The organism is Microbacterium sp. zg-Y1090 (genome assembly GCF_030246945.1).
GTDB classification, from domain to species: Bacteria; Actinomycetota; Actinomycetes; order Actinomycetales; family Microbacteriaceae; genus Microbacterium; species Microbacterium wangruii.
Genome location: NZ_CP126742.1, coordinates 2,071,211 through 2,091,915 on the forward strand (window position 1 = coordinate 2,071,211; position 20,705 = coordinate 2,091,915).

Annotated in this window: 22 protein-coding genes; 4 read left to right on the forward strand and 18 right to left on the reverse strand. The window is 70.1% G+C overall.

Translation table 11 applies throughout. The features are described 5' to 3' along the window. Window positions 1–148: 148 nt before the first annotated feature. The 3 genes from QNO26_RS09860 to QNO26_RS09870 form a co-directional block, all read right to left on the reverse strand. Window positions 149–694, reverse strand: a complete 546-nt coding sequence (locus QNO26_RS09860) for a MerR family transcriptional regulator (RefSeq protein WP_257530013.1) — start codon at window positions 692–694, stop codon at window positions 149–151. A gap of 94 nt (window positions 695–788) precedes the next feature. Further along, complete coding sequence (gene ftsR, locus QNO26_RS09865) at window positions 789–1,472, reverse strand: transcriptional regulator FtsR (protein ID WP_257530011.1); 684 nt, start codon at window positions 1,470–1,472, stop codon at window positions 789–791. Next, window positions 1,472–1,966: an FHA domain-containing protein gene (locus QNO26_RS09870; protein WP_374679379.1), complete on the reverse strand. Its 495-nt coding sequence runs from the start codon at window positions 1,964–1,966 to the stop codon at window positions 1,472–1,474. The genes ftsR and QNO26_RS09870 overlap by 1 nt, the downstream gene beginning before the upstream one ends. 161 nt (window positions 1,967–2,127) lie before the next feature. On the opposite strand from QNO26_RS09870, the gene QNO26_RS09875 reads away from it, so the two are divergent. Further along, entirely contained in the window at window positions 2,128–2,517 is a 390-nt protein-coding gene (locus QNO26_RS09875) for a hypothetical protein (protein WP_257530009.1), read from the forward strand. A 16-nt stretch (window positions 2,518–2,533) separates the two neighbouring features. Here the strand turns inward: QNO26_RS09875 and QNO26_RS09880 are convergent, their stop codons facing one another. Then, window positions 2,534–2,929: a four-helix bundle copper-binding protein gene (locus tag QNO26_RS09880; RefSeq protein WP_257638514.1), complete on the reverse strand. Its 396-nt coding sequence runs from the start codon at window positions 2,927–2,929 to the stop codon at window positions 2,534–2,536. Between the two features lie 103 nt (window positions 2,930–3,032). On the opposite strand from QNO26_RS09880, the gene QNO26_RS09885 reads away from it, so the two are divergent. After that, complete coding sequence (locus tag QNO26_RS09885; protein ID WP_257530007.1) at window positions 3,033–3,716, forward strand: copper resistance CopC family protein; 684 nt, start codon at window positions 3,033–3,035, stop codon at window positions 3,714–3,716. Window positions 3,717–3,726: 10 nt separating this feature from the next. Then, complete coding sequence (gene lpdA / locus QNO26_RS09890) at window positions 3,727–5,127, forward strand: dihydrolipoyl dehydrogenase (RefSeq protein WP_257530005.1); 1,401 nt, start codon at window positions 3,727–3,729, stop codon at window positions 5,125–5,127. 397 nt (window positions 5,128–5,524) lie between these two features. On the opposite strand, the gene QNO26_RS09895 is transcribed toward lpdA, so the two are convergent. The 3 genes from QNO26_RS09895 to QNO26_RS09905 all read right to left on the reverse strand — a co-directional run bounded on the left by QNO26_RS09895 (window position 5,525) and on the right by QNO26_RS09905 (window position 7,424). After that, a complete protein-coding gene (locus QNO26_RS09895; protein WP_257638727.1) occupies window positions 5,525–6,190 on the reverse strand; it encodes a CYTH domain-containing protein in 666 nt (221 codons plus the stop codon). A 4-nt stretch (window positions 6,191–6,194) separates the two neighbouring features. Then, entirely contained in the window at window positions 6,195–6,428 is a 234-nt protein-coding gene (locus QNO26_RS09900) for a response regulator (protein WP_257533936.1), read from the reverse strand. Between the two features lie 75 nt (window positions 6,429–6,503). Beyond that, window positions 6,504–7,424, reverse strand: coding sequence for an NAD(P)-dependent oxidoreductase (locus QNO26_RS09905; protein ID WP_257533937.1), 921 nt, complete (start codon window positions 7,422–7,424; stop codon window positions 6,504–6,506). A 156-nt stretch (window positions 7,425–7,580) separates the two neighbouring features. Between QNO26_RS09905 and QNO26_RS09910 the strand changes: the two genes are divergently transcribed. Further along, window positions 7,581–8,312, forward strand: coding sequence for a glutamine amidotransferase (locus QNO26_RS09910; RefSeq protein ID WP_257533940.1), 732 nt, complete (start codon window positions 7,581–7,583; stop codon window positions 8,310–8,312). Between the two features lie 17 nt (window positions 8,313–8,329). Here the strand turns inward: QNO26_RS09910 and QNO26_RS09915 are convergent, their stop codons facing one another. The 11 genes from QNO26_RS09915 to QNO26_RS09965 all read right to left on the reverse strand — a co-directional run bounded on the left by QNO26_RS09915 (window position 8,330) and on the right by QNO26_RS09965 (window position 20,576). Then, a complete protein-coding gene (locus tag QNO26_RS09915) occupies window positions 8,330–10,780 on the reverse strand; it encodes a glycogen/starch/alpha-glucan phosphorylase (protein ID WP_306816836.1) in 2,451 nt (816 codons plus the stop codon). A gap of 136 nt (window positions 10,781–10,916) precedes the next feature. Then, window positions 10,917–11,600 carry an NAD(P)H-hydrate epimerase gene (locus QNO26_RS09920; protein WP_257638728.1) on the reverse strand — a complete coding sequence of 228 codons (684 nt, stop codon included), beginning with the start codon at window positions 11,598–11,600 and terminating at the stop codon, window positions 10,917–10,919. Continuing rightward, the gene (locus tag QNO26_RS09925; RefSeq protein ID WP_257533943.1) at window positions 11,597–12,634 is read right to left on the reverse strand and encodes a YihY/virulence factor BrkB family protein; all 1,038 of its coding nucleotides are present in this window, start codon (window positions 12,632–12,634) and stop codon (window positions 11,597–11,599) included. The genes QNO26_RS09920 and QNO26_RS09925 overlap by 4 nt, the downstream gene beginning before the upstream one ends. A gap of 96 nt (window positions 12,635–12,730) precedes the next feature. After that, window positions 12,731–13,294, reverse strand: a complete 564-nt coding sequence (locus QNO26_RS09930) for a hypothetical protein (RefSeq protein ID WP_257533945.1) — start codon at window positions 13,292–13,294, stop codon at window positions 12,731–12,733. Between the two features lie 3 nt (window positions 13,295–13,297). Continuing rightward, entirely contained in the window at window positions 13,298–14,137 is an 840-nt protein-coding gene (locus QNO26_RS09935; protein WP_257638729.1) for a hypothetical protein, read from the reverse strand. After that, a complete protein-coding gene (gene pilM / locus QNO26_RS09940; RefSeq protein WP_257638730.1) occupies window positions 14,134–15,318 on the reverse strand; it encodes a type IV pilus assembly protein PilM in 1,185 nt (394 codons plus the stop codon). The genes QNO26_RS09935 and pilM overlap by 4 nt, the downstream gene beginning before the upstream one ends. A gap of 19 nt (window positions 15,319–15,337) precedes the next feature. Then, entirely contained in the window at window positions 15,338–16,186 is an 849-nt protein-coding gene (locus QNO26_RS09945) for a prepilin peptidase (RefSeq protein ID WP_257533951.1), read from the reverse strand. Next, a complete protein-coding gene (locus tag QNO26_RS09950; protein ID WP_257533953.1) occupies window positions 16,183–17,979 on the reverse strand; it encodes a hypothetical protein in 1,797 nt (598 codons plus the stop codon). The genes QNO26_RS09945 and QNO26_RS09950 overlap by 4 nt, the downstream gene beginning before the upstream one ends. A gap of 5 nt (window positions 17,980–17,984) precedes the next feature. Then, window positions 17,985–18,698, reverse strand: a complete 714-nt coding sequence (locus QNO26_RS09955; RefSeq protein ID WP_257533955.1) for a PilW family protein — start codon at window positions 18,696–18,698, stop codon at window positions 17,985–17,987. Continuing rightward, window positions 18,695–20,011, reverse strand: a complete 1,317-nt coding sequence (locus tag QNO26_RS09960; RefSeq protein ID WP_257638731.1) for a carboxypeptidase regulatory-like domain-containing protein — start codon at window positions 20,009–20,011, stop codon at window positions 18,695–18,697. Before QNO26_RS09960 ends, QNO26_RS09955 begins: the two co-directional genes overlap by 4 nt. 91 nt (window positions 20,012–20,102) lie before the next feature. Next, window positions 20,103–20,576 (reverse strand): type IV pilin protein, encoded by a 474-nt coding sequence (locus QNO26_RS09965; RefSeq protein ID WP_285181574.1) that lies wholly within the window; start codon window positions 20,574–20,576, stop codon window positions 20,103–20,105. Window positions 20,577–20,705 lie beyond the last annotated feature (129 nt).

Sequence of the window (20,705 nt, forward strand, 5' to 3'; positions counted from 1 at the left end):
GCCATTGTGACGACCCCCTCGACGTCACGAAGCACGTTTTTGCTGCCGTGTTCTCCGCATGGCGGCGGCGCGTGAAAGAGACGCCGGGCAACGATGGTGGCGCGCCGTCGCGCATCGTCGCTCCCCGGAGGGACGACCCGGTCGTGGGTCAGGCGGTGCGCTTGGCGCGGTGTGCGGCGAGCTCGTCCACCGAGTCGGGAGACTGCGCGTCGAAGTCGACCAGCGTCGACTCGACCTCGCGCAGAACCTTGCCCACGGCGATGCCGAACACGCCCTGCCCGCGGCTGACGAGATCGATGACCTCGTCGTTCGACGTGCACAGGTACACCGAAGCACCATCGCTCATGAGCGTGGTCCCGGCGAGATCGCGGATGCCGGCGGCGCGCAGCTGATCCACCGCGGTGCGGATCTGCTGGAGCGAGATTCCGGTGTCGAGCAGGCGCTTGACGAGCTTCAGCACGAGGATGTCGCGGAAGCCGTAGAGGCGCTGCGAACCCGATCCCGAGGCCCCACGCACGGTCGGCACCACGAGTTCGGTGCGTGCCCAGTAGTCGAGCTGACGGTACGTGATGCCGGCGGCGCGTGCCGCCTGCGCTCCTCGATAGCCTGCTTCGTCGTCCATCTGCGGGAGCCCGTCTGTGAACAGGAGGTCGGCGACGAACTGCTGCCCCTCGGCGGCTTTGTCCGCGGTCATGCGCTCCTCCTCACTGTTCGGGTCGGTGCTTCCACGCTAGATCAGCAAGGGGGCACCGGCAATGACATTCGCCTGTCGGCGGCGGCGTGTCGCGCTACGGGGTGATGCGCTCGAGCGCGGTCAGCACGAATGCCGTGCGCAGCTCGTCCAGCCGGCGCACGAGCTCGGGCGCCAACTCCCCCGCGCGGGCACGGGCATTGGTGTCCGAGCGACGCAGCAGTGGCGCCAGCGCGGTCTCGACCAGCGCGACGTCCCGCTCGGCGTTCTGGCGCAGCGACCGCACGTGACGCGGCTGGATGCCGTGATCGGCCAGGCCGGCGAGGGCCCGCAGCAGCGTCAGCGCACGCTCGTCGTAGGTGTCCGCTCCCGGGAGCAGGCCGGCCGTGATCGCGTCGCCCAGCAGGGCGGGCGCCGCGCCCGCTGCAGCGATGAGTTCATCGCGGCGGTACCGGCGGGGGGTCGCGGTGATCGACTGCGGCACCAGCGCGCCGATGTCCTGTCCGGCATCGCGCTGATCGAGCACCTCGCGGATGCGCTGCAGCGGCATGTAGTGGTCCCGCTGCAGCGACAGCGCCAAACGCAGCCGCTCCAGGTCGGCGGGCGAGAACTTGCGGTAACCGGACTCGGTGCGCGTGGGGGTGACGATCCCCTGCACCTCGAGGAAGCGCAGCTTGCTGCTGGTCAGCGACGGGAATTCGGGCGCCAGTCTCGCGAGGACCTGGCCGATGCTGAGATAACCCGCCGGCGTGGAGCGCCCGCGGGGTGAGGCCTGCGCCATCAAGCGCTCGCCGCGCGGTCGACCGGGGAGATGAAGAAGTTGAGACGGAACTTGCCGATGCGCACCTCGGCGCCGTCGGTGAGCAGCGCGCGGTCGACACGCTCCCCGTTGACGTAGGTGCCGTTGAGCGAGCGCTGGTCGACGATCTCGAACGCAAGGCCCGTGCGCGTGATCTCCGCGTGACGGCGCGACACGGTCACGTCGTCGAAGAAGATGTCCGCTTCGGGGTGACGGCCGATCGTCGCCACGTCGTTGTCGAGCAGGTAGCGAGCGCCGGCAGTGGGTCCCGAACGCACCATCAGCAGCGCGGAACGCGACGGCAGGGCCGCAATGGCCTCGAGCTCCGCCGCCGTCAGTTCGCTGCCGAAAGGCACGAACGACAGGTCCGACTCATGGCCGAAGGTCTGCGTGGTGTCCGATCCACCCGCGGGCGTGTGAGCGTCCGCCGCGTCGCGGTGAATGCTTCCGTGCTCTGAACGGCTGTTGTGTTCCACGCTTCCTCCTTTGGGCCAGCCTAGTGGATGCCGGCGGGCCGCGTCAGCGCGGAAAGCCCCCGAATGCGAGCCGATGGGCGTGTTTCGGCGTGTGTCGCGGCCGGATGCGATGCCGCGCACCCCGACGTAGCGTGGCCGCACCCGTTCGAGAGGACCATGCCGTGTCGACGCCAGACAGCCACCGCCCGCCCGCCCCGGTGCGTGAGCAGCCGGCGTGCATGTGCGCCTTCGGCCACGCGTGCTCGACCGTCGCCCCCGGCCACGCGCTGCATCTCATCCAGGCGCGTCTTGCCTCGGCGACGCCGTTGGAGTGGACCGACGCGATCGTGACACGGGTGGATGCCGAGGAGGGCACGGTGCAACTGCGCGCCGTGGCTGACGGCGCGCAGCTGCGTGTGTGGAGCGCCGCCTCCGGCCTGCGCCGTGTCGAGCCGGGCACCCCGGTCGCGGTCCACCGCCGCTACCACGTGCTGGCCGTCGGCCCTCGGCGCTTCAACGTCGCTCCGCTGCCCGCGGCATCCGACGCCCGCGCCTCGGTCGGGCGCAGCTGACGGACTGCGGGCGGGCTCAGACGGCCATCGACTCCTTCAGCGCCTGGCAGGCGTTGATGCAGGCGCGGCACGCCTGGGCGCACATGCGGCAGACCTCGCTCATCTCGGCGTGCGGCAGGCACATGTCCTCGCACGTCTGACACATCGCGATGCAGGCGTCGAGCATCGCCATCATGGATGCCGGGGTGAGCCCCTGCATCCGCAGCAGGGCGCGCATCATCGTGTTGCACATGTCGGCGCAGTTCGCGCACGCGGGCGCGCAGTCCATCATCTGCGTCGAACAGACAGCGCACGCCTGCTCGCACGCGGCACACGCGTCGAGGCACGCCTGCAGCAGCCCCATGTCCATCGTGTCCATACCGGGCACGGTCATCATGTCCTCGGACATGGCATCCATCATCCTGACGTCCATCACGTACCTCTTCTCGTCGGTGTCGGCGGGCGGGAGGCCGGCCTGGCGTCATGCTAGGAGCCCGGTCCCCGCCGCGACAGGCCCGGGTAGGGTCGGCGGGGTGATGTCTTCGCGCACCCGCACCCCGTTCCGAAACCGACTGGCCGCCGTCACCTCTGCCGCGGCACTTGCAGCCATGGGCCTGCTCGCGGTGGCCGCACCGGCGGCCGCACACGACGAGCTGGTGACCAGCGACCCTGCCGGCGGCAGCACCGTGGCAGCCCTTCCCGACGAGGTCACGCTGACCTTCTCCGACTTCCCGCTCGACGAGCCGGGCGCCACCCTCGTCACCGTGACGGATGCCGCCGGTGGGGACCTCACCGCCGGCGACCCCGTCGTCGACGGCACCGAGGTCCTCCAGGCGCTGCAGGGCGAGGCCACCGGTGCGGTCACCGTCGTGTGGAAGGTGGTCTCCAGCGACGGGCACCCGATCGACGGCGAGTTCGCGTTCGAGGTGACCGGGGACGACTCCTCCCCCGTCGCCACACCGGAGACCACCGCACCGGCATCCCCCACGACCGACCCGACGGCCGAAGCGAGCACCGCACCCACCGACGACGCGACGGCGACCGCCGTGCCCGCCGGGGATGACGGCGCCGCGCCGGTGCTGCCCTGGGTGATCGGCGGCATCCTGCTCGTCGCCGTCATCGCGGCCGTGGCCTACCTGCTCGGCTCGCGCGCGCGGCGGACCCGTCAGCACCAGCCCGATGCCACCACCCCCGGGGTCCGCCCCGCCGACGAGGACTAGGCTGGTAGGCATGCCTCACTACGACGTCGTCATCCTCGGCGCGGGCCCCGGCGGGTATGTCGCAGCGGTCCGCAGCGCACAGCTCGGCCTGTCCGTCGCGATCATCGAAGAGAAGTACTGGGGCGGTGTGTGCCTGAACGTGGGCTGCATCCCCTCCAAGGCTCTCCTGCGCAACGCCGATCTCGCCCACACCTTCCTGCACAAGGCCGAACTCTTCGGCATCTCCGGTGACGTGAGCTTCGACTTCGGCACCGCGTGGGATCGCAGCCGCAAGGTCGCGGATACCCACGTCAAGGGCATCCACTACCTCATGAAGAAGAACAAGGTCACCGAGTACGAGGGCCGCGGCACGTTCGCCGACGCGCACACGATCGACGTGGCCAAGGCCGACGGCTCCACCGAGCGCGTCACCTTCGACAACGCGATCATCTCCACCGGCTCGAAGGTGCGCCTGCTGCCGGGCGTGCAGCTGAGCAAGAACGTCGTGACCTACGAGGAGCAGATCCTCACCCGCGACCTGCCGGAGTCGATCGTCATCGTCGGCGCGGGCGCGATCGGCATGGAGTTCGCCTTCGTGCTGAGCAACTACGGCGTGAAGGTCACCATCATCGAGTTCCTCGACCGGGCTCTCCCCAACGAGGACGTCGAGGTCTCGAAGGAGATCCAGAAGCAGTACAAGAAGTACGGCATCGACATCCTCACCTCCACCAAGGTGGAGTCGGTCACCGACGACGGCTCGAAGGTCACCGTCGCGTACAGCGCGAACGCCGACGGCGCGAAGGGATCGATCGAGGCCGACAAGGTCATGATGTCGATCGGCTTCGCTGCCAACGTCGAGGGCTACGGCCTGGAGAACACCGGGGTCAAGCTCACCGACCGCGGCGCCATCGAGATCGACGACTACATGCGCACGAACGTCGAGGGCATCTACGCCATCGGCGACGTGACCGCGAAGCTGCAGCTGGCCCACGTGGCCGAGGCGCAGGGCGTCGTGGCCGCCGAGACCATCGCGAAGGCCGAGACCCAGACGCTGGGCGACTACCGCATGATGCCGCGGGCGACGTTCTGCTCGCCGCAGGTGGCGTCGTTCGGTCTCACCGAGCAGCAGGCACGGGATGCCGGCTACGACGTGAAGGTCGCGAAGTTCCCCTTCAGCGCCAACGGCAAGGCCAACGGCCTGGGCGAGCCCATCGGCTTCGTCAAGCTCATCGCCGACGCCGAGCACCTGGAGCTGCTGGGCGGGCACCTCATCGGCCCCGACGTGTCGGAGCTGCTGCCCGAGCTGACCCTCGCCCAGAAGTGGGACCTCACCGCGCTCGAGGCCGCCCGCAACGTGCACACGCACCCGACGCTGTCGGAGGCGCTGCAGGAGGCCTTCCACGGTCTCGCGGGCCACATGATCAACATCTGACGCCAGCCGTCACCGCACCACCTGACGCCGCCCCGCCCGAAGCCGGGGGCGGCGTCAGGCGTTTGCGCCGTGGGGTCGTTGAGCGAGGGAGCGCGTTTCGTCTCGCTCCGCTCGCTCAACGACCGGCAAGACGGCGCGGGTCGTTGAGCGAGGGAGCGCGTTTCGTCTCGCTCCGCTCGCTCAACGACCGGGAGAACGGCGCGGGTCGTTGAGCGAGGGAGCGGAGCGACCGAGACGAAACGCCGGGAGAAGCGCGCGTTTCGTCTCGCTCCGCTCGCTCAACGACCGGCAGGACGGCGCGGGTCGTTGAGCGAGGGAGCGGAGCGACCGAGACGAAACGCCGGAAGAAGCGCGCGTTTCGTCTCGCTGCGCTCGCTCAACGACCAGGGGGCGGCGCTCAAGGACCGGTGAGGGCGCGGCCCAGCTTTGAGTCGGATGCCGCGGGACGCCCGCCCGCGGCGGACACCAGGGCGTCGGCGGCGGCGAACAGCGCCGCCCGCCCCTCCGCATCGGCGGGCGCGGCGGGGCCGAGCTCCAGCTCCCACTCGCGCCACGACGCCTCGGTGCCGCGGCGTTCATCGCGGGCGGTGACGTGATCGTCGACGAACTCCGCCACCAGCGCACCCTCGGCGTCACGCAACGCGTAGGCGTGACGCTCGTTGCGAATCCGCGCGAGCGCGGCGAAGGGCGGCGACGCCCACTGTGCCAGCGCGGCGACCACCGGTTCGGGAACCGGCAGATCGCTCACGTCGGCCGCAGGCTCGGCGCCGAGGGGCCACGCCCACTCGTGCTTGCCCTCGGGCGTGGAGATCTTGATGTGCCAGCCGGCGTCGGGACCGCCGGAGCGACGCCGCACCGCGACGCCCGACCGGGCGAGATGTCCCTCCGCGGTGTCGAGGTAGCGGGCGTCGAGTCGTCGGTGCTCGGCCTCACCGACGCCCGCGACTCCGGGCAGTGCCGTCCAATCGGGCACGGCCGTCGCGTCGTCGACGTCGTATTTGCGCTCCACTTCCAGCGAGCGCTGCGGCTCGGCGGCTGCGGCGCGGTCGGCGCTGTCCTCCATGCGGTTACGGCAGGTCAGGGTGGTCGTCGGGGTCGGGGTCGATGTCGTCCTGCGACTCGACATAACGGAAGACCGCCTCGGTCGGGCCGTCGTCGTCGCCGGTGTTCTCCGGTGCGCCCTCCCGTTCGTAGACGACCTGCGTCTCGCTGTAGGGCAGGATCAGCCGGTCCATGTCGGGGTCGTCGAGGGGAAGCATCTGTCCGTCGAGCGGACCTCCGTGCATACGTGCAATAGCCATGATGTGACCTCCTGATCCGACCCTAGACCCGGGTGCCCGGGTGCTCCGCGTCGTTGCCCGGCGAGGTCGGAAATGCTAGGCGCGAGCGCCCTCCCAGCCCTGCAGCGTGCCGTCGGGCGAGGCGAAGCGCGCCATGAGCGTGCAGTCCTTGCCGCCCAGCCCTTCCGCGGCGAGCTGCTCGAGCTGCGCCAGCGCGAGCTGCGCCGCAGGCAGGTGCACACCGGTGGCCTCCCCCGCTGCCACCGCCAGCGCGGCATCCTTGCGCGCCAGGTCGACGGAGAACGTCGCATCGAAGTCGTGGTTCGCGGCTGCGGTCGGCACGACGCCCGGCACGGGGTACCAGGTGCGCTGCGCCCAGGACTGGCCGGACGAGGCATCCACCACCTGCCAGAACACGTGCGGATCCAGGCCGAGCCGCTGGGCGAGCTGCGACCCCTCCGACATCGCCAGCACGCTGATGAACAGCATCATGTTGTTCGCGAGCTTGGCGGCGATGCCGCTGGTGGCCTCGCCGCACGCGATCACCGTGCGCGCCATCGGGTCGACGATCCCGCGCGCGCGCTCGACGTGGTCGGGGCGGCCGCCGAGCAGGAACGACAGCGTGCCGCCTTCCGCTCCCGCCGTCCCGCCCGAGATCGGGCTGTCCACGAACGCGAGTCCGCGTGCGGTCGCCTCGTCGTGGCACCACTGCGATGTGCCGACGTCGACCGTCGAGGTGTCCAGCAGCAGCGTGGTGGATGCCGCGTGCGCGAAGATGCCGCCCTCTCCCCCGTACACGGCGCGCACCTGGTCGGGGCCGGGAAGCGAGGTGAAGCAGGCATCCGCCCCTGCCAGCGCAGCGGCGAGGCCGTCGACGACGTCGATGCCGCGTGCGGCAGCCGCGTCCCGCGCGGCGGGTGATGGGTCGGCGCCGCGCACCGTGTGACCGGCGGAGACGAGGTGGGCGGCCATGGGCGCACCCATGTGGCCGAGACCGATGAAGGCGATGGTGGACATGGGGTTCTCCCTGCGACGTCGTCGTCGCGGCCGCGGGGTGTGCGACCGACACCAGCCACCCTAGGGCGCGCCGCGCGCCCGATCGAGCATCGACCGCTCCGGCAGCGGCGTCGGCACCGTTCGGGCGGCGGTGCACGGCGGAATAGACTCGTGCCGATGAAGCCCTTCCTGCTGTTGGCGACCCGCGCCGAAGACGTGCCCGCCGACGAGGAGTACGCGCTGTTCCTGCGCTACACCGGGCTGGACGAGCGCGATCTCGAGCGCCGACGCCTCGAAGCGGAGTCCTTGGGCCACGTGGACCTCGATGCCTACTCCGGCATCTTCGTCGGCGGCGGACCGTTCAACGCCTCCGATCCGCCGGAGAAGAAGTCCGCCGTGCAGCGCCGCGCCGAGACGGAGGTCGCAGGGCTGCTCGACGAGGTGGTGGCGCGCGACTTCCCGTTCCTCGGCGCCTGCTACGGGGTCGGCACGCTCGGCGCCCATCAGGGCGCGGTGATCGACCGCACCTACGGCGAGCCGATCAGCGTGATCGAGGTGCAGCGCACGCCCGAGGGTGCCGCCGACCCGCTGCTGGCCGGCCTGCCCGACGCGTTCGCGGCGTTCGTCGGCCACAAGGAGGCCATCACCCGGCTCCCCCCGTCGGCGACGCTGCTGGCGACGTCGACGGCGTGCCCCGTGCAGATGTTCCGCGTCGGACGGAATGTGTATGCGACCCAGTTCCACCCCGAATGCGACGTGGAGGGCATCTCCACGCGCATCCGCGCCTACGCCCGGCACGGGTACTTCGCTCCCGACGAGCTCGACCTGACCCTCGACGCGGTCAGGAGGCTGCCGGTCACCCACACCGGCAGCATCCTGCGCACGTTCGTCGAGCGCTACGCCCGCTGAGCCGCGCCGCCGGCGGCTCAGGCCACCGGCGAGGCGTGCCAGATGCGGTCGAGATACTCCCGCATGGAGCGGTCGGACGAGAAGTACCCGGTGCGTGCGACGTTGAGGATCGCCGAACGGGTCCACGCGTCGCGGTCGGCGTAGGCGGCATCCACCCGCGCCTGCGCGTCGAGGTAGGAGCGGTAGTCCGCCAGCACCATGAACCGGTCGTCGTAGAGCAGGTTCGACACGATCGGCTCGAACACCGAAGCGTCTCCGCCGGAGAACGCCCCCGAGGCGATGAGGTCGATGGCACGACGCAGGTCGTCGTCGGCCTGGTAGAACTCGCTCGGCCGGTAGCCGGCGACAGCCAGCGCCTCGACCTCGGGCTCGCGCATGCCGAACAGGAAGAAGTTCTCGTCGCCGACGAGTTCGCGGATCTCGATGTTCGCGCCGTCATCGGTGCCGATGGTGAGCGCGCCGTTGAGGGCGAACTTCATGTTCCCGGTACCCGACGCCTCCTTGCCCGCGAGCGAGATCTGCTCGGACAGGTCGGCGGCGGGGATCACCCGCTCGGCGAGGGTGACGTTGTAGTTCGGGGGGAACAGCACCTGCAGGCGCCCCTCGACGCGGGGGTCGGTGTTGACGACCGAACCGACTGCGTTGATGAGGTGGATGATGCGCTTGGCCATGCCGTATCCCGGCGCCGCCTTCGCGCCGAAGATCACCGTGCGAGGCTGCACGTCGGACGCAGCGAGCCGTCCCGACACGATGCCCTCGTAGAGGGTCACCACGTGCAGCAGCTTGAGGGTCTGGCGCTTGTATTCGTGCAGGCGCTTGACCATCACATCGAGCAGGTGGCCCTCGCGCACCTCGAGCCCGTCGCGGGCGCGCAGCACCTCGTCGAGACGGCGCTTATTGCGCGCCTTGACGTCGGCGAAGGCGTCTCGGAAGGCGGGGTCGTCGGCGTAGGGCTCGAGCTCGCGCAGCCGCTCCAGGTCGGTCTCCCAGCCGTCGCCGATCGCGGCGGTGATCAGCGCCGACAGCTCGGGGTTGGCCAGCCGCAGGAAGCGGCGGGGCGTCACCCCGTTGGTGACGTTGGTGAACTTGCCGGGGAAGAACTCGTCGAAGTCGTGCAGCACGGTCTCGCGCAGCAGCTGCGAGTGCAGCTCGGCCACACCGTTGACCTTCGACGCGGCGACGGTCGCGAGGTACGCCATGCGCACCGACCGCTCGGGGAACTCCGCGATGATCGACATGTCGCGCACGCGCATCTCGTCGTTCGGGTAGGCCTCCCGCACCTCCGCGAGGAAGTCGGCGTTGATGCGGAAGATGATCTCCAGGTGGCGCGGCAGCAGCCGGCCCAACAGGTCCACCGGCCAGGTCTCGAGCGCCTCGGGCATGAGCGTGTGGCAGGTGTACCCGAAGCACTGGCGGGCGATCTCCCACGCGGCATCCCAGTGCATGCCCCGCTCGTCCACGAGCACCCGCATGAGTTCGGGCACGGCGATGACGGGGTGGGTGTCGTTGAGCTGGAAGGCGACGCGGTCGGGCAGCGTGCGCAGGTCGGCGTCACCCATGTCGTGCATCACATCGGCGATGGATGCCGCGACGAAGAAGTACTGCTGCTGCAGGCGCAGCTGCTTGCCCTGGGGCGTGGAGTCCTCGGGGTAGAGCACCTTGGAGATGTTCTCGGCGTAGGTCTGCGCGCGCACGGCCTCTTCGTAGTCTCCGGCGTTGAAGATGCGCAGGTCGAAGGCATCCGTCGCCTGAGCGGACCACAGCCGCAGGGTGTTCACGCGCCCGTTGCGGTAGCCGGGGACCATGTAGTTGTACGGCACCGCCCGCACGCTCCAGTCGGGGATCCAGCGCGTGCGCGTCTGCCCGCCGTCGTCGTAGGTCTCGGTGTGACCGCCGAACGAGACGGTCTGAGCTGCCTCGGGGTGCGGGAACTCCCACGGCGAGCCGAGAGCGAGCCACGCGTCGGGCTGCTCGACCTGCTGTCCATCGACGAACGTCTGACGGAAGATGCCGTACTCGTACCGGATGCCGTAGCCGACGTTGGGCACGCCCATCGTGGCGAGCGAGTCGATGAAGCAGGCGGCGAGGCGCCCCAGTCCCCCGTTGCCGAGGCCCGGCTCGACCTCCACGGCGCGGAGCTCGTCGATGTCGACGCCGCAGGCCGCCATCGCCTCGGTGGCGATGCCGGTCAGGTCGGCGGCGAGCAGATTGTTGTCGAGCTGGCGCCCGAGCAGGTACTCGGCCGAGAGGTAGCAGACCGTCTTGGCCCGCGTCTCGCGCTGCGCGCGGCGGTCCTCCAGCCAGCGGGCGACGAGGTAGTCCCGCACGGTGGTGGCCAGGGCGACGTAGCGGTCGTTGACGGTGGATGCCGACAGCGTGACCCCTCGTTCGAGGTTCAGGTTCTGCAGGAACTCCTGCACGAAGCCGTCGACCGTGGGTTCCGGCGGCGTCACGGGCTCCAGTGCCAGGGGGTGCGTCGCCCCGAGCGGGTGGGCGGGAATCTGGGTCTCGGACTGTTCTGTCACAGGTACGACGCTACCCATCCCGGAGGCGTGCGCGCACCACGGTGCCCTCTGCGCCACCCGAAGGGCACGGGTGGCCGTGTCAGCGAGCGCCGTCGAAGAGGTCCACGTCGCCGGTCGCGACCGCTTCGTCCTCGGGGAGGCGCAGCCCCAGGTCGACCAGCACGATGCGTCCCGCCCGTCGCGCGCCCTCCGCGCAGACGAGTCCGGCCTTGACGGCGCCGAACGTGACGGTCACCGCTGCGGGCAGCACGACGTCGTCGCCGACGGTGCCGTCGTCGGGCTGAACGCCGCTGGGGATGTCGACCGCGACCACGCGGGAGCGGCCGGCGCGCACCGCAGGCAGCAGCCGCGCCACCGCCTCTCGCGCTCCGCCACGCAGGGTGGGGTCGGCGGACGAGCCGATGCCCACGATCCCGTCCACGATGAGGGCGTAGTCCGGCCCGGCCACCGCTTCGTCGAGGCTCACCACGCGCGCGCCGGCATCCCGCGCGGCGGCCAGGCCCCGCGGATGCGCGGCATCCGCCGTCAGCAGCACGTCGACGTGCACCCCCGCGCTCGCCAGCGTCGCGCCGGCCAGCAGCGCATCGCCGCCGTTGTCCCCGCGGCCGGCGACGACGAGCACCCGCCCCGCCGGGGGAAGCTCCGCCCGCAGCACCGCGGCCAGGGCGGCGGCTGCTCGGTCCATCAGCGGTTCGCCGGCGGCGAGCAGCGGCGCTTCGGCAGCCCGCACCTGTGCGGCGGTGTACGCGCGTACGCGGGTCATGCGTCCACCTTCTCGCTGGCCTTCTCGGCTTTCTCCTGCGCCGCGCGGCGCTCTTCCGCCTCGGCGTCGCGGGCGGCGTCGAGTTCGCCGGACGCGACGACGACGGCGTTCTCGGCGCGGCGCACCCGCCGCTGCGCGAACGTCTGCGCCCCGTAGCGAGCGCGCACCCGGTCGGCCTCCTCCTCCACCCCGGTGACGATGTAGGCGCTGGCGATGAGGATCACCTGGGCCGACAGGTTGAACCACAGCAGCAGCGCGATGAGGGAGGCGAACGTCGCCAGCAGGGGGTTGGCGGATGCCCCGCCGACGAACAGTCCCGACAGCACCTGCAGCACCGTCAGTCCGATTCCACCCACCACGGCGCCGCTCCACAGCGCCCTGGCGGAGGCACGCAGACCCGAAAGCACACGGAAGGACGCGGCGACGATGGCGGTGTCGAGGACGAAGACGACGACGATCGTGAGCGCGCGACCGCCGATCTCCAGCAGCGCCGACGACGAGGAGACGCCGAACCAGTCGGCGACGATCGCGAGCCCGGTGGTGCCGAGGAACGTGATGGCCGCGGCGGCGACCAGGCCGAGCCCGATGCCGATCGCCAGGGCGAGGTTGCGCAGCAGCACCCACACGATCATGAGGTCCTCGGTGACCCGGTCGGCGATCATGCGGATCGCCGCGCGCAGCGTGCCCACCGCACCGATGGCCGCACCGATCAGTCCGACGAAGGAGAGGATGCCGGTGACGGTGAAGCTCACCGGCACGGCGACGGACCGCGGGTCCTCGATGATGCCTCCGTCCCCGACGATGCCGGGGATGACGCTGTCCACGGCGTCGATCAGCGCGTCGAAGGCGGCGGGGTTGCCCGCCAGCCAGAGGCCGGCCACCGAGAAGCCGAGCAGCACGCCGGCGAAGACGCTGAACAGGGTGCGGTACGTGACGCTGTCGGCGAGGACCGGACCACGGTGCTCGAGGTAGAGCAGCAGCGCGCGCACCGGCTTGATGGAGAGGGCCCAGGCGATGACGCGCGGCAGGTTCATCGCGCCAGGGTATCGGGCGGGTGGGACCGGGACGCGGACCTTGACAGGAGTTCGAGGGGTGGGCCGCGTTCGGGTCGCCGCCCACCCCAGCCTGGGTCACGACGTGGGCATCAGCACCCAGGTCACGCCGGTGATCGTCAGCGAGCTCTGCTCGCCTCCCCGGTAGTCGCTGCCGCCAATCGTGATGACGCGCGTCGAGCCCTGCAGGTTCGCGGCGAACCTCTCCAGGTCGGGCCGCGGGCCTTCGGCGGTGAGAATGAGCGGTACGCCGATGAAGCCGCCGGTGGGAGCGTCCAGACCCACGCCCTCGGGTCCGGCGAAGCTCACCGCCGGCTCGAACGTCAGCGACCGGATGCCGACGCCTGCCGCAGCGGCAGCGGCGTCGATCTGGTTGATCAGCTCCTGCTGGGCGCGCGCAGCGGGAATCCGCTCCTGCCGTGCGGCGAGCTCTGCTTTGTACGTGTCGAGGTTGTCGTTGTCCACGGCCAGCGCGCGGTTGCGCTGCTCCTGCACGTCGTTGGTCTGCCGGATCGAGGTGGTCTGCGCGTCCGCGCGCGTCATGCGATCGAGCTGGGGCTGCACGCCGAGGAACCACCCGCCCAAGACGATGGCGACGGCGAACACGCCGATGACGATGAGGCTGAGCCTGTGCTTGTCCATCGGTCACTCCCCCGCTTCTGTGGCGTCGGTGAGGTCGGTGAGGTCGTCCGCTTCGGCTGCGGCGTCGGCCGCCTCCAGCGCGGCTCCGGTCGCCACCGCTTCGAGCGCGAGCTGCAGCGCCGCGATGACCTCGGGGTCGAGTGCCTCCGCCCGCGCGGTTCCGCCGAGCGCATCGGCCCCGAGCTGGATCACCCCGGTGACGACGTACCCTGCCTCGCCCGTCGCCGAGACGGCGTCGACGGTCGCGCTGACGTACCCGGTGAGCCCGCGCAGCGCGTTGAGCAGCGGGGTGGGCGAGTCGAAGCGGGCGGCGGTGGCGGTGAAGGTGATCTCGATGACACCCTGCGCGTCCAGTCCCGTGCCGCCGGCGCCCCCACGCGTGTCGGTGCTCACGCCCTTGACCGTGATCGACTCCGCCGTGAGGGCGAAGTCCTCGGGCAGGGCGGTGTCGAGCTCTGTCATGAGCCGGAACCAGTCCGCCTCGGCGTAGAGGGTGACGACCTCAGCGAGCTCGTGATCGGCGAGCTGCGATTTCACCGTGGCCAGATCGGTGTACTTGGCCTGCTCGATGAGCAGCATCTGCGTCCGGTTGCGCTCCGCGGCGAGGTGCCCCTCGGCGGTGGTGGCCAGCAGCGACACGGCGACAGCAGCCATGACGACGACGACGAGCAGAACGATGAGTCCCAGGGACAGCAGTCGGACCGTTCTCCCCTGCCGGCGCCGGACTTCGACGATGGGTGGCAGCAGATCGACGCGCGCCACCGAAAGGGTGGAGCCGGTCGGCCACGTGATCGGCGGCTCCGACTGGCGCCGCTCGCGGCGCTCCCTCACCTCGGCGGTCACTTGTGCGCCCCTTTCGTCTTGGCCTTCGCCTTGCCCTGCGATGCTGCGCTGCGCGGGCCGGTGGCGGCGGGACGCGTGCCCCTCGCGGATGCCTCGGCGCTCTTGCGTGCCTTCGCCGCGGCCTTGTCCTCGACGTGCGTGCTGGTCTTCGCGCCGACCGCGACACCCAACGGCGCCGCGAGCTCGAGCCCCCAGTCGTACAGGCCGGAATCGCGCAGCTTGGATGAGACGGTGAACCCGGCGAAGGGGTCGCCGTAGGTGGTCGGGACGCCCAGCGCCCTCGTCAGCACGGGGGCGAGGCCTGTCAGCCGACTGCCGCCGCCGGTGAGCACGACGCTCGCGACCGGGTGATCGGGATGCGCGTTGACCCAGAAGTTGAGGGTGTTGCGGATGCTGTCGATGATGTTGGCGACGTTCTCGCGCAGCACGGTCTCGGCCTCGATGTCGCGCGGTGCCGTCGCGCCGCCCTGCAGCCCACGGGCGATCTTGTCCTGCTCGGCCTCGGCGAAGCTGACCCCGAGCGCACGCTCCATGCTGCGCGTGATGTCGTCGCCCCCGCTGGGCACGATGCGCACGAACTGCGGGCTGGCGGCCGCGGCGATGATCACCGTCGTGCACGACGCGCCGACGTTGACGAGGGCGTGGATGCCGCGCAGCGGTCCCGGCAGCAGGCGCAGCAGCGAGAACCCGGCGAAGTCGATCGCGTCGACATACCGGCCGGAGCGCTCGATGGCGTTGACGGTGGACTCCAGGCTGCTGCGCACCGTCGCCACGAGCAGACCCTCCTGGTGGGGGCCGTCGTCACCGTGGTGGTCGCGCATGGGCAGGAAGTCGAGGATCGCGTCGTCCAGATCGATGGGGATCTGCCCCTCCACGGCGAACCGCAGACCCGCCGCGCGGCGCGGCCCGGTGAGGGTCGGGAGCGTCACCTCGCGCACCACGACCTTGCGGTTGCTGACGCCGAACACGACCTTCTTGGTCGTGAAGCCGCCGACCTTCCACAGCTCCTTGATCGCCTTCACGGCGCGCTGCTGGTCGATGATCTCGCCGTCGAAGACCGTTCCCTCGGGCACCTCGACCGCGGCGAAGCGGGTGAGCTTCGGCCGTGCACTGTAGGGCGCGTCGATCTGCACGCCGCGCAGCCCGCCTCTGCTGAGGTCGAGCGCGACTACTGCTGCCATGTGTGTCCTCCGTGGGGTGTCATGCGAGTCCCGTCGCACTGAGATAGAAGCCGGCGATCGCCGGACCGGCGAAGACGCCGACCCACGACCCGAGAAGCATGAACGGCCCGAACGGAAGGCGGGATTTGCGCCCTGCCCTGCCCGCGACCATGAGCACGACGCCGACGATGCCGCCGATGACGAAGGCGCTGAATCCCCCGACGACCAGCTGCGGCCACCCCAGCCAGCCGAGCAGCAATCCCAGCGAGCCGGCGAGCTTGACGTCACCCAGTCCCATGCCCCCGCGGTAGGCGACGGCGAGCAGCAGGTAGAAACCGCCCAGCAGCGCAAAGCCGGCGGCCGCGGTCAGCAGCCTTCCGTACTCGCCGAGCAGTACGGATGCCGCGACGGCGAGCACCGCGGTGACGATGTAGGCCGGCAGGGTGATCACGTTCGGCAGCCGGTGGTGGTCCAGGTCGATGAGGGCCAGCGCGATGCCGATGGACGCCCAGTAGAGAAGGAGGGGCAGGATCGCCGCGGGGTACGTTCCGACGAGCGCTCCCCAGACGACGATCGCGAACGCGATACCCGTGCCGAGTTCGACCAGCGGGTAACGCGCGGAGATGTGCGTCGCGCAGTGGCGGCACCGGCCGCGCAGCACGAGGTACGACACGACCGGCAGATTGTCGTACCAGGCGATGGCTCGCCCGCACTGCGGGCAGGCGCTGCCGGGTCGCACGATGCTCTCGCCGCGCGGCACCCGCCAGATGACGACGTTGAGGAACGAGCCGATGAGGGCACCCAGCACGCCGGCGACGAGCAGGATGAGCGCCGTCGGGAGGGCCTCACCGTCGAGCAGAGCGACCGCTGCGCGGATGTCCACGGTCATCTCGCCGATCCGTCCGGGTTCCACACGGCTGCGCTCTCGATCCACGAGGTGACCCCGTAGGTGGTGGTGACGGGGCTCAGGAACTTCGGCGGCGCCTGCAGCTTGAACCGCGTGTCGTAGACGTAGTTCTTGGCGTAGCCGGTGACGATCCCCGCGCTGTTCCCCGTGCCCACCGGGCCGCGATACTTCTGCGCGATGGCACCCTTCACGGTGAGGGTGCCCTGCCTTCCGCCCTTGTCGTAATTCTGCACCTGGAAGGTGTGGGCGACCGAGAGGATCGCCGCCTCGATGGTGCGATCGTCGGGGAGGATGTTGTCGCCGTTGCTGCGGCGGGGGTTCCACACCCAGACGGCGTTGTTGCCGATGAGTCCCAGGATGTCGTCCTGGTTGTCGACGTAGGTGAGGTCCCCCACGACGAACACGAAGTTCTCGGCGGCGAGCGTCACCGCGCCGTTGAACCTGCCCTTGACGAACACGTCGCCCGCGCGGCACCCGTAGGTGGTGCTGCTCGGTGCCACCTCGGTGTGTGTCGTCATGGCAGAGATGCGGACGTCCGCGGGATAGCCCGACCGGCTGCCGCCGGTGCCCAGCGACCAGCCGCGCTTGCCCGAATCACCGCTGCTCACGCAGGTGAAGCCTGCGGGGTTGGTGGCGGCGGGCCAGTGGTTCACGTCGCCGCTGACTGCCGGCACGTTCTGCACGTAAAGCACGTTGTTGTCGATCACCGGGATCGTGGCGCCGGCGGGCGACTGCAGCTGCGAGATGATGCCGCACTCCGGCGGCGTCGAGCCGGCGGTGGCGGCCGCGTTGCCGATGCGTGTGGACTTCGTGAAGGGCGATTTGATGTTGACGGTGCCGTTGTCGAAGAACTCGAACTGGGTCGGTCCGGTGTAGAGGCACCCGGGACGCGGGACCTCGATCGGCAGATCGGTGCGGGTCTCCTTCTTCAGCTGCGCGTTGGTGGCCGGCATGCCGATCACGCCGCCGCTGAACGCGGGGTAGCCGGAGAGGGTGAACACGGCCGCACCGCAGGCGACGTTGCTGGCGTTGACGTTGCGATAGAACGGCGTGGTCGGCTTGGCGGTGGTCACCGTGCCGGTGAACCTCGAGCCGCAGGCACGGATGGTGTCGTTGGAGTGCACCGGTCCCTTGGTCTCGTCCGACTCACCGAACGAGATGTCGTTGCAGCCGGAGGTGGGGCGGCTCTCCCAGGCGTACTTGAGTCTCGTCCTGGCCGCGTCGCTGAAGCAGTTCGCGTTCGTCGATCCTGCCAGGGCCGGGTCCTGCACCTCGTAGTCGGTGAAGTACAGGAAGTCGATGAACCCCTCCTGCTTGAGGTCCGCGACCACCGTGCGCGTCGCCTGCCCCACCTTGCCGGTGGAGCGGATGCGGATGCGGCCCGTGGTGGGGTACTTCGAGTTGTCGACTTCGTAGCGGAACTGCGCCCGGTCGTCGCTGCCGGCGAGCGTCGCCCACGTTCCGCCCGCGCCGACCCCGAAGGCGAGGTTCGGGTCGGTCGCGGGAGGAAGCGACACCGAGCTGGTGCTGCTGAAGCTCGACGCAGGATTGCCGTAGCGGTAGTAGCTGGTGTCCGCCGACAGCCGGCTCTGGTATTCGTCGACCCCGGCATACGCGGCGGCCAGTGCGGCGTTCCAGTTGGCATCGGTGCTGGCCTGCTTGGTGCCGTTCACCGAGACGGTCACGAGCAGCGTCATGAGCATGGCCACGACCGCGCCCACCGCCACGACCATGATCATGGCGGCGCCTTGGTCCTCTGTCCGGTTCACGTTCATCCTCATCAGGGCACGTCCACGCGGGCGACGCCCAGGTTGGGCAGGCCCACCATGTTCTGGACCGAGACGGGTTCGACGCGCCCGCTCTCGTCCGCCTGCACACGCATGGTCACGCGCACGCTCGCCACGTTGCGGATCTGGGCGACGGTGAGGCTGCCACCCGCGGGCGGGGTGAGGGCGACGCCGTCTTTGTCGTAGTAGCGGAACAGCGGCGTGCTCGCGGTCGCCGGCGTCAGCGACCTCGCGATGAGACGCGTCGAGCTGGGGGTGGTGTCGAACGCCCAGTACGTCGTGTGCACGTGGTGGGCGGCCCAGCGCGTCTCCATCAGCTCGTTGCCGGAGCCTCGTGCGAACTGCACGCGCACCGGAGGCGCGTCGGGCGCCGTGCCGGCGTCGATGAAGGAGTGCATGATGATCTGCTCCGCTCCCGCGTAGACGAACACGGGGTCGTTGTCAGGGTTGTTCCACCGCGGAATCTCGGTGCCGGCGCGGATCACGCGGGTGACCTCGTTCATCGACGTCGAGGCGAGGCGGCTGTTCTCGACGACGCCCTGCTGATCGCTGAACGACCGTGAGGCGGTGACGAACATCGACACGATGAGCGCGAGCAGGATGCTCGACACCCCCATCGCGACGATGAGCTCGAGCACCGTCATGCCGGCGTCGGCGCGGTGCGCGTCGCGGGCGGTCCGGCGGCGGCGCCCCGCCGCGCGCGTCATCCCGGCCCCCGCGGGTCGAGCACGACGGTGCTGCCGCTGGCGGTGCCGCCGGACAGGACGGTGATGCCGGTCACCGGTGTCGCCTGGGCCGAGGCAGTGCCTCGGAACAGCTGCCACGTGCCGTAGGGCAGCGCGATGGTCGCCGAGCCGCCGGCGACGCTGCCGAACCGGTAGGTCATCCCCGCGGCGCAGCCCGGGTCGCCGGGGCCCCCGCCGACGTAGACGGCCTTGAGATTGTTGCCGGAGGCGGGCAGTGCGGGGATACGGATCTCGCCCATCGGCACCGCGGCGGCGACGGCGCCTCCCGGTGCCCCCGCAACCGGGTCGGGTCGCACGCCCACCTTGCCGGGTTCGGCGATCCACTGACCGGGGTCGGGCGCGAGGCAGCTGGCGCCCGGGTTGTCGGGGGCTTCGGCGTAGTCCCCCGCCAGCACGCTGTAGCCCGAGGGAACGGGGTAGAGCGAGTGCGCCTTCGTTCTGGCGTTGCCGGTGAGGTTCTGGGCGAAGGCGCCGTAGGTCGAGATGAACGTCGTTGTCAGCTCGGTCGGAAGGCGCACGCCGGGGGCGGCGTCGGGCGCGTAGGTGACGTCGAACCGGGTCTGCCGTTCCAGGGCGAAGCTGACGCGCGACGAGCCACCGGCGGTCACCGGCACTGATGCCTGGGGCTTTTCGACCTGCCGTTCACTGATGAAGCCCGTCTTCTCGGCAGTGACGGTGTACGTGCCCGCGGGAACCTTCAGCAGGTAGGCGCAGCCGTCGGAGTCGGTGGTGGCCGCGGCGACGCCGCCGCTGGGCGACAGGCTCACCGTCGCGCCGGCGACGCCCGAGCCCGCGGAGTCGAGCACCCCGACGAGCACGGTGCCGAGCGAGGGGTCGTTGATCTTCGTCTTCGGGGTGATGTGGGTGTCGCTGTAGACGGGCTGCGCACCTTCGCGCATGTTGTCCCAGGTCACCTCGATGCTCACGTGCTTGTAGGCCAGTGACGCCACGGCCGCGCCCGCTTCGCAGCTGGCGGTGGTGCCGCCGGCGGCGACCCATTGCGTGCGCACGCGCACATGGAAGGTGTCGCCGTTGAGCTCGACATCGCGGGTGGAATTGGTCACCGCGAAGGCGTCGGCGGCGGAGCGCAGCACGTCGATCTGCTGCGAAGCGAGGTTCGCAGCGACGATACGCGTGCGGGTGTCGCGGGTGGCGGTGAGGCTGGCCGTGATCGTGTAGACGAAGCCCGTCAGGATGATGCCGAAGACGAGCATGGCGACGATGACCTCGACGAGCGTGAAGCCGTCGTCGCCGGGGAGGGCTTTCGTGCGCACCGGCAAACACCTCTTCCGTCCGGTCGCGTCTGACACGTTGTGCCTGCGCGGAAGCCGCGCAGGCACAACGGGTTCGGGTTTATTCGGGAGGTCAGTCGCCAGCAGGCGCGCCGCCGTTGCCCCACTCGGCCTTGCCGTTCGCGCTGCTGTATGTGTAGACGGAACCGTCGCCCGTCACGTTCTCGTTGTCACCCGTGATCGTGTAGGTCTGGTCCGTGTTGATCTTCACGACGAGCAGGTTGCCCTCGGAGACCGTGATCTTCGCGAGCTCCTCGGCCCCCTTCGACAGCGCGATCGCGTCGCCGCGGCCAGCGCCGGCGGTCACCGTGACGTCCTTCAGGCTTCCGTTGTTGGCCGTGGCGGCTTGCTCGATGGCGAGCGCAGCGTTCGAGATGTCGCTCTCGACCGAGGCCTTCCACGCACCCTCGCGCATGTTGAGGAAGACCGGGATGGCGACGGCGGCGAGGATGCCGATGATGATGACGACGACGAGAAGCTCGATCAGGGTGAAGCCCTTTTCGCCGTTCTCCTTTTTCGCGAGCGCCCGCGACACAGACTTGATCATTCTGAATTCCTTCTTCTTTGGGGGGAAATCGGGTTCGGTCAACTCCGTTGGGGCGTCGTCGACGACCTCAAGTTAGCAGTTTCCCTACCAAATTAGAAGCCTCTAATGTGCCAATGTTCCAAATTGTTA

Excerpts from the sequence above, each read along its gene's own strand:
- QNO26_RS09860 (WP_257530013.1), bottom strand. The coding sequence starts at position 694 with ATGACCGCGGACAAAGCCGCCGAGGGGCAGCAGTTCGTCGCCGACCTC.
- ftsR (WP_257530011.1), bottom strand. The coding sequence starts at position 1,472 with ATGGCGCAGGCCTCACCCCGCGGGCGCTCCACGCCGGCGGGTTATCTC.
- QNO26_RS09880 (WP_257638514.1), bottom strand. The coding sequence starts at position 2,929 with ATGGACGTCAGGATGATGGATGCCATGTCCGAGGACATGATGACCGTG.
- QNO26_RS09885 (WP_257530007.1), top strand. The coding sequence starts at position 3,033 with ATGTCTTCGCGCACCCGCACCCCGTTCCGAAACCGACTGGCCGCCGTC.
- lpdA (WP_257530005.1), top strand. The coding sequence starts at position 3,727 with ATGCCTCACTACGACGTCGTCATCCTCGGCGCGGGCCCCGGCGGGTAT.
- QNO26_RS09895 (WP_257638727.1), bottom strand. The coding sequence starts at position 6,190 with ATGGAGGACAGCGCCGACCGCGCCGCAGCCGCCGAGCCGCAGCGCTCG.
- QNO26_RS09900 (WP_257533936.1), bottom strand. The coding sequence starts at position 6,428 with ATGGCTATTGCACGTATGCACGGAGGTCCGCTCGACGGACAGATGCTT.
- QNO26_RS09905 (WP_257533937.1), bottom strand. The coding sequence starts at position 7,424 with ATGTCCACCATCGCCTTCATCGGTCTCGGCCACATGGGTGCGCCCATG.
- QNO26_RS09910 (WP_257533940.1), top strand. The coding sequence starts at position 7,581 with ATGAAGCCCTTCCTGCTGTTGGCGACCCGCGCCGAAGACGTGCCCGCC.
- QNO26_RS09920 (WP_257638728.1), bottom strand. The coding sequence starts at position 11,600 with ATGACCCGCGTACGCGCGTACACCGCCGCACAGGTGCGGGCTGCCGAA.
- QNO26_RS09925 (WP_257533943.1), bottom strand. The coding sequence starts at position 12,634 with ATGAACCTGCCGCGCGTCATCGCCTGGGCCCTCTCCATCAAGCCGGTG.
- QNO26_RS09930 (WP_257533945.1), bottom strand. The coding sequence starts at position 13,294 with ATGGACAAGCACAGGCTCAGCCTCATCGTCATCGGCGTGTTCGCCGTC.
- pilM (WP_257638730.1), bottom strand. The coding sequence starts at position 15,318 with ATGGCAGCAGTAGTCGCGCTCGACCTCAGCAGAGGCGGGCTGCGCGGC.
- QNO26_RS09945 (WP_257533951.1), bottom strand. The coding sequence starts at position 16,186 with ATGACCGTGGACATCCGCGCAGCGGTCGCTCTGCTCGACGGTGAGGCC.
- QNO26_RS09950 (WP_257533953.1), bottom strand. The coding sequence starts at position 17,979 with ATGAACGTGAACCGGACAGAGGACCAAGGCGCCGCCATGATCATGGTC.
- QNO26_RS09955 (WP_257533955.1), bottom strand. The coding sequence starts at position 18,698 with ATGACGCGCGCGGCGGGGCGCCGCCGCCGGACCGCCCGCGACGCGCAC.
- QNO26_RS09965 (WP_285181574.1), bottom strand. The coding sequence starts at position 20,576 with ATGATCAAGTCTGTGTCGCGGGCGCTCGCGAAAAAGGAGAACGGCGAA.